Raw genomic sequence first — 16,016 nt, 5'->3', positions numbered from 1 at the left:
GGTGTCGTTTTCACCGGTACGGAGGTTGGCATGACGCAGGTCCTCGTTATCGTGCTCGCTCTGCTGATCGGTGTCATCGCCGGATTGCGGGCGATGACCGCTCCCGCGGTTGTCGCCTGGGGCGCCATGCTGGGCTGGATCGACGTGGACGGCAAGTGGTCGGAATGGGTGGCCCATCCGATCACCGTCACCGTTCTCACCATCTTCCTGCTGGTGGAGTTGGTCACCGATCAGCTTCCGAAGACGCCGAGTCGCAAGACGGCACCGCAGTTCGCCACGCGGCTCATCATGGGCGCGTTCGCCGGTGCGGTGATCGGCAGCGCGTTCTTCCACACTTTCAGTTCACTCGGTGCGGGCATCGTCGGTGCTGTGCTCGGCACGCTCGGCGGAGCCGCGGTCAGAACGAAGCTCTATGAAGCCAACAACGGTAAGGACCGACCGGGCGCATTCATCGAAGACGTGGTCGCGGTCGGCGGCGGATTCCTGATCGCCTTCCTGGTCAGCCTCGTCTAACCGGGCCTATGGCAGAGAAGTTCGACGCGATCATCGTCGGCGCCGGCCAGGCCGGACCGCCGCTGGCAGGCAGGCTCACCGAGGCCGGCCAGACGGTAGCCGTGATCGAGCGCAAACTCGTCGGCGGCACCTGCGTCAACTCCGGCTGCATTCCGACCAAGACACTGGTCGCCAGCGCCTACGCCGCTCACCTCGCTCGCCGCGGCGCCGAATACGGCATCGGCACAGGCGATATCAGCGTCGAAATGCCCGCTGTCAAGGCGCGCAAGGACAAGATTGTGGTCGGCGATCGCGAGGGCCTGGAGTCCTGGCTCACCGGCATGAAGGGCGCCACCTTCATCCGCGGTCACGCGCGTTTCGAAGGTCCGCACACCATCCGGGTGGACGACCGGGTACTCGAGGCGGACAGGATCTTCCTCAATGTGGGCGGCCGGGCAGTGGCACCCGATATGCCCGGCCTCTCCGACATCGAATACATGACGAACGTCGGCATCCTCGAACTCGACAAAGTGCCAGAGCATCTGGTCGTCATCGGCGGTAGCTACATCGCCCTGGAATTCGCGCAGATGTACCGCCGATTCGGTGCCGGCGTTACCGTGATCGAGAAGGGTCCGCGCCTGACCTCCCGCGAGGACGAAGACGTCTCGGCAACCATCAAGGAGATCCTCGAGGCTGAGGGCATCGACGTCGTCGTCGACGCCAGTGACATTCGGTTCACCAAGCGCGACAACGGTTTCGAAGTTACTCCCCGTGAGGGTGTGAATCCCATCGCGGGAACTCACCTGCTCATGGCGGTGGGGCGACAGCCCAACACCGATGACCTCGGACTCGAAGCGGCGGGCGTCGAAACCGACCGCCGCGGTTACATCGTCGTCGACGACCAGCTGCGCACCAATGTCGAGCACATCTGGGCGATGGGGGATTGCAACGGGCGCGGCGCCTTCACCCACACCTCCTACAACGACTTCGAGATCGTCGCGGCCAACCTACTCGACGACGACCCGCGTCGAGTCAGCGATCGGGTGACGACCTACGCGCTCTACATCGATCCGCCGCTGGGTCGCGCGGGTATGACGGTCGACGAGGTTCGCAAGTCGGGACGAAAAGCGTTGGTGGGCAAGCGGCCCATGACTCGGGTCGGGCGTGCTGTCGAAAAGGGCGAGACCCAGGGTTTCATGAAGGTCGTCGTCGACGCCGAGACCGAGTTGATCCTCGGCGCCGCGATTTTCGGGGTCGGCGGCGATGAAGTCATCCACTCGATCCTCGACATCATGACGGCAAAGAGGCCTTACACGGCGATCTCACGCACCATGCACATCCACCCCACTGTCAGTGAGCTGGTGCCGACGATGCTCCAGGATTTGAAGCCGCTGGAATAGCGGACCGACCGACGTTGAGTTGCCGCGTGACGTGCGCGACCCGCCACCCGAGATGGCGACACGTGCGCACATCCGAGGGATGGACCTCCTCGGAGTTCGCATCGACATCGGTCGCAGCGCCCGCGCCCAGGAAGAAGCCGAGGCGGTTGAGGTCGTGCTCGCTGCCGGCCGAACTGTTCCAGCCCGGGCCCAATCCCAGGCTCACCCAATGCATATGGTGCTGTGCTGCGAACACGGACAACGACACCAAGGTGTTCAGTTTGTCGCCGCTCTTTCCGCCAGAGTTGGTGAAACCGGCCGCGACCTTGTCTCGCCAGGTGCCATCGACGCAGCGGCGTCCGGTCTGTTCGGCGAACGACTGAAACGCCGCCGACACGTTGCCCATATAGGTTGCGGAGCCGAACAGTATGCCGTCGGCGGCATCGAGCGTGTCCCAGTCCGTGTCGTCCATTTGGTCGACGGCGATCACGGCGACGTCCGCGCCGGCCTCCGACGCGCCGGCGGCCACCGCGTGCGCGAGCGTGGCGGTGTGCCCGAAGCCGGAATGGTAGGCGATCGCCAACGTGGGAGCGGCGATGTCAGAACCGTTGTGTTTCATGCGTGTTCGCCTCCTGTGCGGTGTGAATCGATGACCTGGACTCTGCGTACCGTCCAGTGGGGCAAGTCCGTGCCGGACAGATGGGCTTCCAAGCGGTCCAGAAAGGCGTGCGTGCCGCCGCGGAACCCGGTGGCGTTGCGCACGCCGAGACCGCGATGCGAGAAGCGCAGCAGGGTGCCGTCGCCGTCGGCGGTGAGCTCGTACCGCACCACGCCGTCCTCGACGATGGGTTGTTTCCATTCGTGTTCGAGGACATGGGGCGGATCCCATACCAGGATGCGGCCCGTCATCCGCTTGCGTTCGGGCGGCAGCGGCGGGCCGTCGGCAACCATGTCGATGGTCCCGCCCTCGCGACCATCGATCGTCGTCACGCCGAACCACTTCGCGCGTTCAACGGGATCGGTGATCGCGGCCCACACCGCTTTGACGGGGAAGGACAGCCGGCGCTCGAACGTCAGCACGGCTCGTTCGCCTTCGATGCTGAGCTTTCCTTCGCGGCCCGTCATTCTGCCTCCCGTTGCTGTGCCGCGAGGTGCTGTTCCAGGGCGTCGAGATGATCGGCCCAGTAGCGGCGATAGCGGTCGATCCAGTCGTCGATCGCGACCAATCCGTCGGCACGCAAGGCATAGATGCGGCGTTGCGCGTCGGGGCGGACTTCGACGAGGCCCACTTCGCGCAGCACCCGCAGATGCCGTGACACGGTCGGCTGGGTCAGCCCCGGCAGAGTCGCCACCAGTTCACCCGCGGTGCGCTCACCCTCGATCAGAGCGTCCAGCAGCGCTCTACGGCTCGCTTCGGCAACGGCCTCGAAGACATCCACACCCACAGTATTGCAAATGATCTATATAGATGCAATTGCATAAATGTTCTCGATCGACTCTGCGGTGACGCCGCGAAAACGCGACAAGCCAGGGCCTCAGAGCAGACTCAACGTTGCTTATCAGCGACGCTGGACGAGCAGCGTCTGTGCGGAGGTACCGATGAAGCCTTGCCGGTCGAATAAATCAGCGGTGGTGACACCGATCGCGTCGGGACCGATCGAGCCACGGGCCCGCAGTGCGAAGTCCTCGCCGACGGGCAGTCGGTGCAGATGCACCACCGTGTCGGTGTTCATGAACATGAACTGCTCTGGCTCCAGCGCCGCACCCGCACCGTTGGCGGAGTCGACCACCATCGCGAGCCGCTGCAGTGCCGTCGTTGGCTCCGAATCCACCAGTGACACAAGGGGGCTGAGCCACACCACGTCCCCGGTCTCGCCGGTCTCGGGTTGGCGACGCCAGGTCACCGTCTCCAGATAGCCCTTCGCGCCAACCCAGCTGTGCGGCACCGGGATCGCCTCACCCTCGAGCAGCGGGGGATAGCGTTCGGTGGCCACATCGGCGGTGTCGCCGGGGGCCAGCAGCCAGGCGGTGACCCGCGCGACCGGACGGTCGGCGCCCCCTGGCCTTGCCGCCGACATCTCGGCCATCATCAGCGAGATCCGCCTACCCGGACGTTCGACCCACGCCCGCACCTTCACCGGCGCGACGGGAATTGCGCCGAGGATATCGAGCGTCAGCCGACCGACACGCAGACCAGAGCCGGCAGCCAACTCCTCGATCGATTTGGTCATCAACGCGAGAGGCGGTGAACCATGCTGGATTTCGGGATCCCAGTTGCTGCGGGTGCCGTCGGTCGAGTCGAAAACCACAAAGTCGCCGTCGGCGTCGAGCCGACGGTAATAGCAGTCGATCATGCAGCCGACTCCTCGGTGTGCAGCACCGCGTCATCATCGCCCTCGTCGGGCGCCTTCGGCCAGCCGGGGTACGGCGGTGGTGTCCCGCCGAATACGGGGCAGTGCGCATGGTGAGCGCACCAGTCACACATCCGTGACGGGTTCGGGCGGAAATCACCTGTGGCACCGGCAGATTGGATGGCCAGCCAGATGGCCATCAACGTCTTCTCGAATCGCAGCAGTTCGTCGAGGTCGGGGGTGTAGTCGAGGACCTGGCCGTCAGCCAGGTAGAGCAGCCGCAGCCGCGCGGGCAGCACGCCACGGGAGCGCAGCAGAGCTACGGCATAGAACTTCATCTGGAACATGGCCTTGAATTCGGCCAGCGCCCGAGCCTCGGGTGGAGCCTTGCCGGTCTTGTAGTCGACCACCCTCAACTCCCCGGTGGGTGCGACGTCGATGCGGTCGACGAAGCCGCGCAGCAGGGTGCCGTCCTCGAGTTCGACCTCGACGCGCTGCTCGCAGCTCTGGGGATCGAACCGGGTTGGATCCTCCAGGCGGTAGTAGCCAGACAGCAGCGCGCGTGCCTCATCGAGGAGCTCGGCCCGCAGTCCGGGCTCGAAGTCATCGGCGAGTTCGGGCTGTTCGGCCACGAGGCGCTCCCACGCCGGGTCGACGAGCGTCATCGCGGTGTCGGGGACCCGCTGGGCGGCGGGTAACGCGTACAGCTGCTCCAGGGCGGCGTGCACCACCGAACCACGCACCTGCGCCGTCGACGACGGCTCGGGCAGTCGGTCGATGGCACGGAACCGATAGAGCAACGGGCACTGCTTGAAGTCCGCGGCCCGCGACGGCGACAGAGCAGGACGCCGAAACGCGGTCGGCTCCCGATCATCTGTCATGAGTTCAGGGTATGGCGACACCCCGACAACAACCAGGATGCGTTGACTGGCAGGCTGAACTGCTGTGAACAGGACCGGGCCATTCGCCGTCGGTGATCGCGTGCAGCTCACCGACGCGAAGGGCAGGCACTACACGATGCTGCTGAAGCCTGGCGGCGAGTTTCACACGCATCGCGGAATCATCGACCTCGACAGCGTCATCGGGCTGCCCGAGGGCAGCGTGGTCAAGTCCACCAACGGCGATCAATTCCTCGTGCTGCGACCGCTGCTGGTCGACTACGTCATGTCGATGCCCCGCGGCGCGCAGGTCGTGTACCCGAAGGATGCCGCCCAGATCGTGCACGAGGGAGACATCTTCCCCGGCGCACGCGTCCTGGAGGCCGGCGCCGGCTCGGGCGCGCTGACGTGCTCGCTGTTGCGCGCCGTCGGTTCGGAGGGGCAGGTCACCTCCTATGACGTGCGCGAAGACCACGCCGAGCATGCGCTGCGCAACGTGGAGACGTTCTTCGGGCAGCGCCCGGACAACTGGGAGCTGGTGATCGCGGACGTCGGCGACTATGCGGGTCCCGAAGTGGACCGGGTCGTGCTCGACATGCTGGCTCCGTGGGAAGTGCTGGAGTCCGTCGCCAATGCGCTCGTGGCCGGCGGCGTGCTGATGATCTACGTCGCGACTGTGACGCAACTCTCACGAACGGTGGAGGCCCTGCGCGAACAGCAGTGCTGGACCGAGCCGCGGGCCTGGGAGAGCATGCAGCGCGGGTGGCATGTCGTCGGCCTGGCCGTGCGTCCCCAACACACGATGCGTGGGCACACGGCGTTTCTGATCAACGTGCGCAAATTGGCACCGGGTGCGATCGCTCCCATGCCTCTGCGGCGCAAGCGCCAAATCGGCGGGTCCGTCTAGTCGTCGCTGCTGCGCCGCAGACCGCGTCGGGCCGACAACAGCTCCATCTCGGGTCGCGCAGCCACGAGTCGCTCGGCGGCGTCGAGCACGTCGACGACATGGCCGCGGTCAGCCGATACGACCGCGATGCCAACGCCTGCACGCCTGTGTAACTCCATCGAGCCGGTCTCGGCTGCCGACACCGCGAATCGGCGGTGCAACTCGGCGACGACAGGCCGGATGACGGACCGCTTCTGCTTGAGCGAGTGCACATCCCCGAGCAGCAAGTCGAACTCGAGCCAGCCGATCCACATCCGAAAGCGTGCCTAGCGCGGGGGGGTCGGCGGCGTCAGAGGCGAAGGCGCGCTCGGTGTCTGCGACGCATCCGCATCCGGCTGAAGCAATTCGTCGGCGCTACCGCGCGTCAGCTGCCAGGTGTTATCGGTGAGGATGAAGTCCATCGGGTACGAGAAGTCGCCGGCCTGTGGGTTGGCGGACTTGAGGGAAATCACGGCCGACACCGTGTCGGACGTTCCTTGGACCCAGCGCAGATCCCGCGCCTCAAAGGTGAGCGGGGTATAGCCGTTCTGGGTCAGCGCCTGGCCGAACTTGTCCATCGCGTCCACATCGCCGGGTGCGGCGGACTCGATCAGTGCGGTCTTATCCGCCCCGGGGACGTTCGAATCGGCGATTCGACCCATCACATCGGCGAGCGCGGTCGGTGGCGGCAGCGCAGCGGCGGGCGGACCCGCCGGCACCTGGTCTCCAACGGTGGGCGGAGCGGTTTCCACCGCGGCCTCCGGCTGCTTCTGTTCGCTTTGCGCCCCACATGCGCCAAGCCCGAGCGCCGCCGCGATTGCGACGGCGCTCAGGATCACGGCACCGCTGATGCGGTGCGCCGATTGTCTAGCCGACAGCCGACATCAACGCCATGAGCGACTGCTTGGACATCTGCCAGCCGGTGGGGCTGGGGCCGGGAACGAACGCGATGTTTTGGCTCGCGACTCCACCGTTCGCGGCAGTCGCGGTGACGTCGGCGGTCACCACGGGGCCGTTCTGGTCGATGTTGATCAGGCTGAAGGAGAGCGGAAACTTCCCTTCGGCCTGCGCTTCGCGCAACTTCGTGTCGGCGACCCGGCCTTCGATCCGGCCAATTCCACCCTGGATATAGGGCGCCTTGGATGAGGACAGGCCCGGGCCGCCCAACGCCTGAAGCGTCTGCAGCAGCGGTCCCTGCAGGTCTGGTGCGGGCGCCTCCGGCATCGGGATGTCCCACACGACCGGCGCCACGCGCGGTGAGCTCAGTGCATCCGAGGATGCAATGGAAGTCACACCCGCCGCGGCACCGGCGATGACGACGGCTGCTGCCGCGCCGCTAACGAGGGCTTTCAGGGTCACGATTGTCCTTTCGTTGGGCCCAATTCACGATTGAGGTTAACAAGTGTCGCTGGTGTGTCGAATTCCTAGAGCACACACAAAGGCTGAATCGCCGGTAGCTTTGAAGTTGTTACTGCACCAACATCCGGTGCGGGAAGGAGCGCAACATGAGCGAGTCCGAGCGTTCTGAAGGATTTGGAACACCCCACGAGTCGGGCATGTCCAGCGACGAGGCCGCCGAACTCGAAGAACTGCGCCGCGAGGCTGCCCTTTTGCGTGAGCAGCTCGAGAGTGCCGTAGGACCTCAGAGCGGTCTGCGTAGCGCCCGCGATGTACACCAACTCGAGGCCCGCATCGACTCGCTCGCGGCCCGCAACGCCAAACTGATGGACACCCTCAAGGAAGCGCGGCAGCAGTTGCTGGCGTTGCGTGAGGAAGTCGACCGACTGGGCCAGCCGCCGAGCGGCTACGGCGTGCTTCTGGCGGTCCAGGACGACGAGACCGTCGACGTATTCACCTCCGGCCGCAAGATGCGGCTTACGTGCTCGCCGAACATCGACGTCAATACGCTCAAGCAGGGCCAGACCGTCCGCCTCAACGAGGCGCTGACGGTGGTCGAGGCGCACCACTTCGAAGCCGTCGGCGAGATCAGCACGCTGCGCGAGATCCTTTCCGACGGGCACCGCGCGCTGGTCGTCGGCCACGCCGACGAGGAACGGATCGTCTGGCTGGCCGAGCCGTTGGTGGCCGCCGAGTTCCTGCCAGAGGATCCCGAAGCGGTCGATGACGATAACGACGAACGTCCGCGCAAGCTGCGTCCGGGTGACTCACTCCTGGTCGACACCAAGGCCGGGTATGCGTTCGAGCGGATTCCCAAGGCCGAAGTCGAAGACCTGGTCCTCGAAGAGGTCCCCGACGTGAGCTACAACGACATCGGCGGCCTTGGCCGGCAGATCGAACAGATTCGCGATGCCGTCGAGCTGCCGTTCCTGCACAAGGAGCTCTACCGGGAGTACTCGCTGCGCCCGCCGAAGGGTGTGCTGCTCTACGGACCACCCGGCTGCGGCAAGACGTTGATCGCCAAGGCGGTCGCCAATTCGCTGGCCAAGAAGATGGCCGAGGTGCGCGGCGATGATGCCCGCGAGGCGAAGTCCTACTTTCTCAACATCAAAGGCCCGGAGCTGCTGAACAAGTTCGTCGGCGAAACCGAGCGCCATATTCGGTTGATCTTCCAGCGCGCCAGGGAGAAGGCTTCCGAGGGCACTCCGGTGATCGTGTTCTTCGACGAGATGGACTCGATCTTCCGTACCCGCGGCACGGGCGTCAGCTCGGACGTTGAGACGACTGTTGTTCCGCAGCTGCTGTCGGAGATCGACGGCGTCGAGGGACTGGAGAACGTGATCGTCATCGGTGCCTCCAACCGCGAGGACATGATCGACCCGGCGATCCTGCGACCCGGCCGTTTGGACGTCAAGATCAAAATCGAACGCCCGGATGCCGAAGCCGCGCAAGACATCTTCTCCAAGTATCTGGTCGAGGCACTTCCCGTGCACGCCGAGGATCTCGCCGAATTCGGCGGCGATCGGACGGCCTGCCTGAAGGCGATGATCGAGAAGGTGGTCGACCGGATGTATGCCGAGATCGACGACAACCGATTCCTCGAAGTCACTTACGCCAACGGCGACAAGGAAGTCATGTACTTCAAGGACTTCAACTCCGGCGCCATGATCCAGAACGTCGTCGACCGGGCAAAGAAGAACGCGATCAAAGCGGTGCTGGAGACGGGGCAGCCTGGTCTCCGCATACAGCACCTGCTCGATTCGATCGTCGACGAGTTCGCCGAGAATGAAGACCTGCCCAACACCACCAACCCCGATGACTGGGCGCGGATTTCGGGCAAGAAGGGCGAACGGATCGTCTACATTCGCACGCTGGTCACCGGCAAGTCGTCGAGCGCTTCACGGGCGATCGATACCGAGTCGAATCTGGGCCAGTACCTCTAGACGCACTGGCCCAGTTCGGCTCGTCGGACTATGCGCAGAGGTTGGCAGCAGCCGCGTCGTAGAGCACCTGTGCATGCTCGGCCGTGATGTCGTTGCTGGTGTTCGTGTAGATCGACACCACCGTGGTGCCCTCGGGGATGCCGGCGGCGATCTCGTTGCATACCGCCTGGCCCATGCTGAGCGCCGCTTCGTTGGGTTCGATGCCGCCCGCCTGGACTTCCTCGTAGAACGTCGCTTCATCCGCAGATGCCGGTGCTGCGAGAGCCAGGCCAAGTGCCAGCGCGCCGATCGTGCCTACCAAAAGCTTCTTCATTGTTGAATGCCCTTCACCCTGATGTTCCGCATCGTTATCCGAGCCTGGGTGTGGCCATCGGACCACTCGGCACGTTGCATTGGCGCAGTTTAGGCTAACTATTTGATACCCGCGACCGGAATGAACGTTGTCGTCAATTAGTCGCCTCTGATACGGCTGACCTGGGTGAACGCACCACTGCACTCCCGCGAGCGTGCGAATCCGTTCCCAGCAAACGGCGAAATCGACGCACTTTGCGCGCGTTCGCGCCGCGGGGAACGTAATTTCGCATTATGTCCAACATGTCTGGCGATCGAGATTTCACCGTGATCGGCGATGTATTCGGGAAGCGCTACGGCGAAGTCCTTCTGGTCCATTCCACCGAATCCGGACCCGAAGCGACGGTGTACAACACTTTTCCCCTCAACGATTGTCCGGCGGAATTGTGGGACAAGTTGGACGCAACCACCATTGCCGCGGAAAATGATGCGGTGGCCGCATTGCTCAACGGGCCGCGCTATTGGCTGATGAGCGGCATTGGCAAGCGCGACCGAGAGGGTTTGGAGCACAAGACTTTCGGTGGCCTCGAGATGATCAGACAAGCGACGGTGAAGTTGGCGTCGATGAACCCGGCGCCATACCAACTCAACCGGGTGAACCGTAAGGCCCTTTTCACGTTTGACGCCGGCCGTGAGCTCTATGAGCTCATCGATCCGGATGGCCGCCGCTGGGTCATGCAGACCTGGAGTCAAACAGTCGATCCCACGTTGTCACTGGCCGATCTGCCGGGACTCGCAAACCGCCTTTCACTACCCGCCGGTTGGCGCTATGAAGCGCGAACACCGACGTCGGCGCTGCGCGTCGACACCACGAACTCGGACGCCAGCGTGACCCAGGACGACCTGGCCAACAGCTACTCGCTTCAGGCGGGCTCTTAGCCCCTGTCCATCTCGAGATAGGCGTCGCGGCCTGCCAGACTGACCGCAACGTCGGAGATCAGTGGGTCGAAGAACCGCTCTCGGTAGATCGGATCGACGCTGGTGCTCACCGTGAAGTACAGGCCCGACAGCACCGCCACAAACAACGAGACGTGCACGATGGTCTGCGCTATCGGTACATGGATGCCGAACCACGTACCCGCGCACGGGGGTTCTCCCACTGGACAGGTCGCCTCCGACGCCCACAGCACCGCCACATCATCGGGAACCGCGACGATTCCGAGCGCGACGAAGAACGCGAACAGGCCCGCGGTGAAGAGAATCACTTGGATTCCCTGGGCGACCACCATCACCGCGACGACGTTGACCTGTTCGGCGAAGGACAGGGGCGAGCGCGCCGCCGCGTGGCTTCCGGTCGCCAGCGGCGTTCCTTCGAGGAGCTTGGCTGGGTCTGTCTGGCCGGCTCGATCCTCGCGCAGCGCCTTCACCTCGTCACGGATGGTGCTCACCATGAAGAGGATCGCCACGAGGGCGAGGAATCCGATCGTCTGCCAGAGCCTCTCACGGGTCATCCGGGCCGCCAGCTGCCACAGCTCGCCGGTGAAGAACACCACCACCGTGAGCATCAGCAGCGGCAGCGCACGGCTCATCAAAGTGCCAAGCGCCCCTACCTGAAGCCATGCGAATCTGAACGCCCACAGCACAATTGAGCCGATACCGATATACGTCAGCCATATTGCCAGGACTGCGACAAAAGCGAATCCGACGATCTCGGCCGCAGCGATCCCGGAGAAGCCGCTGTCGGCGAACGGCAGCCCGAACACGAACAACGCCATCACGAGCAGGGCTGCCGACCGTCGCCCGGCCTCGCCGCGCGTCGTGCCGGACCGGTGCAGGAGGTGGAGCGCAAACGGCGCCGCGATCAGCGCCAGGGTGAGCACGCCGAGCCGGATCGCGTAGCCGTAGTCCGGGTCCCCATCGGTCAATTCGGCCAGCGTCATCGTCAGCGCGATCAACGCCCCGATGCCGCTGACCATCGGTGCCGACCGGTCAATCAGCGCGCGTGACCGGACGCGCCGGGTGAGGACCAGCGGCAGCCCGCGATGGAGGAACCATTCGTGGACGCCCTGCATGTCGGACACGCGAATATTGTGCGTGAAACCGGGACCAGATAAGTGTCAGCGCGCCGGAACGGCGGCCCGGTAGCGGTTTCGGGCAACCAACGTGAGCTGAAGGTCATCGCTCAGTGGGTCAAGGAATTGCTTGCGGTACTCGCCGTCGCCTGCCGACTTCGCGCTGACATACATGAACGTCAGCGCGGCGAGGAACATCGTGACCTGAATCAACGCCTGCGGCACCGGGATCGTCATCCCGAGGAATGTTCCGTCGCTCGACCCTTCGCCACGCGTCCACGCCGACAGTACTTCCGGAGAGAGCAGGATCAGGCCGAGAATCAAGAAGATCAACGCCGTGACGATGGCGACGACGAAGATATGGGCGAGTTGCGAAACCGCAAGCACGAACATCACATTGACCCGCTCGGCACGATTGAGGGTCTGCGTCTCCGTCGGATCGGGCATGGCCGAAAACGGCGTGTCTGCCAGTTCCGGACTACGACCAACGGCGGCATCCGGCGCCTCGATCACCGGCCGGAAACGGTCGATGGTGACCGCCACCACGAACGCCGCGGCGATCAGCGAGAGGAAAATCAGCGCGAGCCACATCCGGCCGCGCGAGATGGCGGATGCCATGAGCCACACCGGCGAATTGAAAAACACCAGAAACGTCAGAAGCAGCACCGGCAGTGCTCGGATCATCAGCGTCCCCACCGCAGCCAGATGCGAGGACGTCATCCGCGCGGTCCACGCCATGATCGAACCGAGCCCGGACGCGGTCATCGCCAAGATGGTGGCGATCACCGCCGCCTCGAAGATCAGATCGACCAGCACCCGCGGACTCGGGCCGCCGACGATGCCACCGGCGATCCCCGCCAAGACCGCAACGATCGCTGCCACGGTGCGGCCCCGCACGGTGGAGATTCTGGACACCAGCCAGCCGACCAGCGTTGCGGCGGGCAGGACCAGAACGAGCAACCCCAGCACGAACCACTCGGTACGGGTCGGCTCGCCCGCGATGTTGACGGTGTATTTCCCGGTGATTTGAACGACCACCGCGGAATTGATCATGAACACCGCAAACGCCGCCAGCGCAGGCGCCGATCGCGGCCAGAGCCGCCGGACCAGCCGACCGGGGCGCAGCACCGCGGGCAGGCCGTGCATGAGGAACCAGGCGTCCGCCGCGCGGCGCTTTTCGATGTCAATCATGGAGGAACCGCCGCCCAGGGGTATCGGTCAGCTGGATCGCCGCCCGCCACAACAACAGGCCAGTCTGTACCCCGACGGCGATCGACATCATCGAGATCAGCGTGGCGCCGAACACGGCCGTGCTGTGGGTACCCAGCAGCTGGGTCACTCCCATGAACCCGAGCGACCCCGGTACGAGCAGCCAGAAGCCAGGTAGCACCAGCGACATGGTCGGTGGCGTGTTCGGGCGGTGCGATATCGCGAGCGCGAACAGGATGAGTGTGAGGCCGCCGCCGAACCCGCTGGCATAGCTGCCGAGCAATTCGTTGCCGATCCACTGGCCGACGTAGGCGGTGTAGAGCATCAGCATCATCCAGGGCAGGAAGCGCGTGGGCGGCGCGAAGTTCAGCCAGATACCGATCCCGTACACCAGCACACCGAGATACGGCGCCCACGGCCCGAGCCGGTTGAGTTCGGTCGTGACGAGGTCGGCGTCGGCGACCCCCGCGAGCTGTGCCGCGATCAGGATCCCGAATGCCAGCTGGGCGATCTGCATGAATCCGGCGACGAGCCGGCTCGCACCCGATACCACGTGGCGCGTCGTCAGCTCGATGACGGCAAGGGTGATCGCCGCACCAGGCAGGAAGGTGGCCAACGGCGCGGCGAGAGCGCGCAGGCTGTCGATACCGACGTGCCAGTGTGCGTCGACCGAGAACACAATGAAGGCGACGAGGAATGCGCAGATGGTCGGGAGCATGTAGCCGATCGCCTCGATGCGCCGACCGGCCACGGAAAGAACGCCGACCAACAGTCCCAGCGAAGCCGCACCGATGAGGGCCAATGGCGTCGGTTGGAGGATCAGCGCCAAGCCGGTGCTTTGTACCGCGTATCCTCCGATAGTGAGCCACACCGGAAATCGCTTGTCCAGGTTGCGGATTCGCTCGATCTCGGCCATGCCGTCCGCGGGCGCGAGCGTCCCGCTTGGAGCGCGTGCTACCAGCTCGGCGAGCGGGAACGACTGGTCATAGCGCAGGACGAAGTCGGGGTTGGAGATGTAGAGGCTCTCGCCTGTCGGGCTTCCGACCTGCACGTAATTCGGCAAGGCGAGGAACTGGTTGTCGAGGCCGTAGGCCTTCGAGGTCGCCGACATCACGGCGCTCACCATCGTCACCGGGTAATTGGCGGCGGACATCGTGGCACCGAGCGCGGCGACGAACCGGCTCGCGGCGGCCTCGCGGTCGGCAGCGGGGTCGTCTCTCTCAGACGGCACGGTCGCAGGCTACTGTGGGACGTCGCCTAGGCTGGCCACATGCAGCGGATTATCGGAACAGAGGTCGAATACGGCATCTCGTCGCCGTCTGACCCCACCGCGAATCCGATCCTGACCTCCACTCAGGCGGTGCTGGCGTACGCCGCGGCCGCGGGGATCCAGCGCGCCAAACGCACCCGCTGGGATTACGAGGTGGAATCGCCCCTTCGCGACGCCCGCGGGTTCGATCTGAGCCGGTCGGCGGGACCGCCACCGGTAGTGGACGCCGACGAGGTCGGTGCGGCCAACATGATCCTCACCAACGGCGCTCGGCTGTATGTCGACCATGCACACCCCGAGTACTCGGCGCCCGAGTGCACCGACCCACTCGACGCGGTGATCTGGGACAAGGCCGGTGAGCGGGTGATGGAGGCCGCGGCGCGGCATGTCGCGAGCGTGCCGGGAGCCGCCAAGCTGCAGCTTTACAAGAACAATGTCGACGGCAAGGGCGCGTCCTACGGGTCGCACGAGAACTATCTGATGTCGCGTCAGACGCCATTCTCGGCGGTGATCGCAGGTCTGACACCGCATCTGGTGTCGCGCCAGGTGATCACCGGTTCCGGCCGGGTCGGTATCGGCCCATCAGGCGACGAGCCGGGCTTCCAGCTGTCGCAACGCTCCGATTACATCGAGGTCGAAGTCGGCCTCGAGACGACGCTCAAGCGCGGCATCATCAACACCCGCGACGAGCCGCATGCCGACGCCGACAAGTACCGGCGACTGCACGTCATCATCGGAGACGCGAACCTCGCGGAGACATCGACGTACCTCAAGGTCGGAGCCACCGCGTTGGTGCTCGATCTGATCGAAGAGGGGATGGACCTCACCGATCTGGCGCTGGCCCGGCCGGTGCACGCGGTGCACGTCATCAGCCGCGACCCGACGCTGCGCGCCACCGTCGCACTGGCCGACGGTAGGGAGCTGACCGCGCTTGCGCTGCAACGGATTTACCTGGACCGGGTGGCGAAGCTCGTGGACAGCCGGGACCCCGATCCGCGCGCCGCGGATGTCGTCGAAACCTGGGCGAACGTCCTCGACCTGCTCGAGCGCGATCCTATGCAGTGCTCGGAGATCCTGGACTGGCCGGCGAAGCTGCGCCTGCTCGAGGGATTCCGCCAGCGGGAAAACCTGGGCTGGTCAGCACCCCGGCTGCACCTGGTCGACCTGCAGTACTCCGACGTCCGGCTGGACAAGGGCCTGTACAACCGGCTGGTCGCCAGGGGATCGATGAAGCGACTGGTCACCGAACAGCAGGTCATCGATGCCGTGGACAGCCCGCCGACCGACACTCGGGCGTACTTCCGTGGCGAATGCCTTCGACGGTTCGGGGCGGATATCGCCGCGGCAAGCTGGGACTCGGTGATCTTCGATCTCGGGGGCGATTCGCTCGTCCGGATCCCAACACTGGAGCCGTTGCGCGGCAGCAAGGCCCACGTCGGCGCCCTGCTGGACTCCGTGGACAGTGCCGCCGAACTGGTGGAACAGCTCACCAACTGAGCGCGCTATCCACGGCATTCCGGGAGGCGAACGGTAGGGTGGGTTTACGGCGGGCGGGTAGTACGCCCAGCCGTCAAAGGCATAGACATAAGCAGGAGGCGGCGATGGCGCAGGAGCAGACCAAGCGTGGTGGCGGCGGTGGTGAAGACGACGACCCCACCGGTAACGCGGGGGCCGGCCAGGAGCGTCGCGAGAAGCTCGCCGAAGAGACCGATGACCTGCTCGACGAAATCGACGACGTGCTGGAAGAGAATGCGGAGGACTTCGTGCGCGCATATGTCCAGAAGGGTGGCCAGTGACCTGGCCGAACC

Annotated in this window: 19 protein-coding genes; 7 read left to right on the top strand and 12 right to left on the bottom strand. The window is 65.0% G+C overall.

Annotated features, from left to right (window positions below):
• The first annotated feature begins 30 nt into the window (after positions 1–30).
• Both CSQ99_RS02450 and CSQ99_RS02445 read left to right on the top strand, forming a co-directional pair.
• Positions 31–513 (top strand): DUF4126 family protein, encoded by a 483-nt coding sequence (locus CSQ99_RS02450; protein ID WP_099037456.1) that lies wholly within the window; start codon positions 31–33, stop codon positions 511–513.
• 8 nt (positions 514–521) lie between these two features.
• On the top strand, positions 522–1,892 hold the full coding sequence (locus tag CSQ99_RS02445) for an FAD-containing oxidoreductase (RefSeq protein ID WP_099037455.1): 1,371 nt from the start codon (positions 522–524) through the stop codon (positions 1,890–1,892).
• On the opposite strand, the gene CSQ99_RS02440 is transcribed toward CSQ99_RS02445, so the two are convergent.
• The 5 genes from CSQ99_RS02440 to CSQ99_RS02420 all read right to left on the bottom strand — a co-directional run bounded on the left by CSQ99_RS02440 (position 1,843) and on the right by CSQ99_RS02420 (position 5,103).
• Positions 1,843–2,490, bottom strand: a complete 648-nt coding sequence (locus tag CSQ99_RS02440) for a flavodoxin family protein (RefSeq protein WP_176560836.1) — start codon at positions 2,488–2,490, stop codon at positions 1,843–1,845. The two genes, CSQ99_RS02445 and CSQ99_RS02440, sit on opposite strands and share 50 nt — an antisense overlap.
• Complete coding sequence (locus tag CSQ99_RS02435; RefSeq protein ID WP_099037454.1) at positions 2,487–2,996, bottom strand: SRPBCC family protein; 510 nt, start codon at positions 2,994–2,996, stop codon at positions 2,487–2,489. Before CSQ99_RS02435 ends, CSQ99_RS02440 begins: the two co-directional genes overlap by 4 nt.
• A complete protein-coding gene (locus CSQ99_RS02430) occupies positions 2,993–3,310 on the bottom strand; it encodes an ArsR/SmtB family transcription factor (protein ID WP_099037453.1) in 318 nt (105 codons plus the stop codon). Before CSQ99_RS02430 ends, CSQ99_RS02435 begins: the two co-directional genes overlap by 4 nt.
• A gap of 120 nt (positions 3,311–3,430) precedes the next feature.
• A complete protein-coding gene (locus CSQ99_RS02425) occupies positions 3,431–4,225 on the bottom strand; it encodes a thioesterase family protein (protein WP_099037452.1) in 795 nt (264 codons plus the stop codon).
• Complete coding sequence (locus tag CSQ99_RS02420; protein WP_099037451.1) at positions 4,222–5,103, bottom strand: RecB family exonuclease; 882 nt, start codon at positions 5,101–5,103, stop codon at positions 4,222–4,224. Before CSQ99_RS02420 ends, CSQ99_RS02425 begins: the two co-directional genes overlap by 4 nt.
• A 64-nt stretch (positions 5,104–5,167) precedes the next feature.
• Between CSQ99_RS02420 and CSQ99_RS02415 the strand changes: the two genes are divergently transcribed.
• Entirely contained in the window at positions 5,168–6,007 is an 840-nt protein-coding gene (locus CSQ99_RS02415) for a tRNA (adenine-N1)-methyltransferase (protein WP_099037450.1), read from the top strand.
• Here CSQ99_RS02415 and CSQ99_RS02410 read toward each other — a convergent pair.
• From CSQ99_RS02410 to CSQ99_RS02400, 3 genes are read right to left on the bottom strand one after another with little or no spacing between them, the layout of a single operon-like run.
• A complete protein-coding gene (locus CSQ99_RS02410) occupies positions 6,004–6,300 on the bottom strand; it encodes a DUF503 domain-containing protein (protein ID WP_099037449.1) in 297 nt (98 codons plus the stop codon). The genes CSQ99_RS02415 and CSQ99_RS02410 overlap by 4 nt on opposite strands.
• A 12-nt stretch (positions 6,301–6,312) precedes the next feature.
• On the bottom strand, positions 6,313–6,864 hold the full coding sequence (lppK, locus tag CSQ99_RS02405; RefSeq protein WP_099037448.1) for a lipoprotein LppK: 552 nt from the start codon (positions 6,862–6,864) through the stop codon (positions 6,313–6,315).
• 28 nt (positions 6,865–6,892) lie between these two features.
• Complete coding sequence (locus CSQ99_RS02400; protein ID WP_099037447.1) at positions 6,893–7,384, bottom strand: MTB12 family secreted protein; 492 nt, start codon at positions 7,382–7,384, stop codon at positions 6,893–6,895.
• A gap of 146 nt (positions 7,385–7,530) precedes the next feature.
• Between CSQ99_RS02400 and arc the strand changes: the two genes are divergently transcribed.
• Positions 7,531–9,366 carry a proteasome ATPase gene (gene arc, locus CSQ99_RS02395; RefSeq protein ID WP_099037446.1) on the top strand — a complete coding sequence of 612 codons (1,836 nt, stop codon included), beginning with the start codon at positions 7,531–7,533 and terminating at the stop codon, positions 9,364–9,366.
• Positions 9,367–9,394: 28 nt separating this feature from the next.
• Here arc and CSQ99_RS02390 read toward each other — a convergent pair whose 3' ends face one another.
• Entirely contained in the window at positions 9,395–9,679 is a 285-nt protein-coding gene (locus CSQ99_RS02390; protein ID WP_099037445.1) for a DUF732 domain-containing protein, read from the bottom strand.
• A gap of 281 nt (positions 9,680–9,960) precedes the next feature.
• Here CSQ99_RS02390 and CSQ99_RS02385 point away from each other — a divergent pair, with 281 nt between their 5' ends.
• Positions 9,961–10,596: a hypothetical protein gene (locus tag CSQ99_RS02385; RefSeq protein ID WP_176560835.1), complete on the top strand. Its 636-nt coding sequence runs from the start codon at positions 9,961–9,963 to the stop codon at positions 10,594–10,596.
• Here the strand turns inward: CSQ99_RS02385 and CSQ99_RS02380 are convergent.
• The 3 genes from CSQ99_RS02380 to CSQ99_RS02370 are packed head-to-tail and all read right to left on the bottom strand — an operon-like array spanning position 10,593 to position 14,169.
• Complete coding sequence (locus tag CSQ99_RS02380; protein WP_099037444.1) at positions 10,593–11,729, bottom strand: hypothetical protein; 1,137 nt, start codon at positions 11,727–11,729, stop codon at positions 10,593–10,595. The two genes, CSQ99_RS02385 and CSQ99_RS02380, sit on opposite strands and share 4 nt — an antisense overlap.
• A gap of 45 nt (positions 11,730–11,774) precedes the next feature.
• Complete coding sequence (locus tag CSQ99_RS02375) at positions 11,775–12,920, bottom strand: hypothetical protein (RefSeq protein WP_099037443.1); 1,146 nt, start codon at positions 12,918–12,920, stop codon at positions 11,775–11,777.
• Entirely contained in the window at positions 12,913–14,169 is a 1,257-nt protein-coding gene (locus CSQ99_RS02370) for a threonine/serine exporter family protein (RefSeq protein WP_099037442.1), read from the bottom strand. The genes CSQ99_RS02375 and CSQ99_RS02370 overlap by 8 nt, the downstream gene beginning before the upstream one ends.
• 39 nt (positions 14,170–14,208) lie before the next feature.
• Between CSQ99_RS02370 and dop the strand changes: the two genes are divergently transcribed.
• Positions 14,209–15,705, top strand: a complete 1,497-nt coding sequence (gene dop / locus CSQ99_RS02365) for a pup deamidase/depupylase (protein ID WP_099037441.1) — start codon at positions 14,209–14,211, stop codon at positions 15,703–15,705.
• Positions 15,706–15,809: 104 nt separating this feature from the next.
• Positions 15,810–16,004 (top strand): ubiquitin-like protein Pup, encoded by a 195-nt coding sequence (locus tag CSQ99_RS02360; protein WP_006245296.1) that lies wholly within the window; start codon positions 15,810–15,812, stop codon positions 16,002–16,004.
• Positions 16,005–16,016: the final 12 nt, after the last annotated feature.

It is taken from the genome of Mycobacterium neglectum, assembly GCF_002591975.1.
In the GTDB taxonomy this organism is placed as follows: Bacteria; Actinomycetota; Actinomycetes; order Mycobacteriales; family Mycobacteriaceae; genus Mycobacterium; species Mycobacterium neglectum.
The sequence above is the reverse complement of the archived record's forward strand: the minus strand, read 5'-3'. Positions and strand labels throughout refer to the sequence as shown.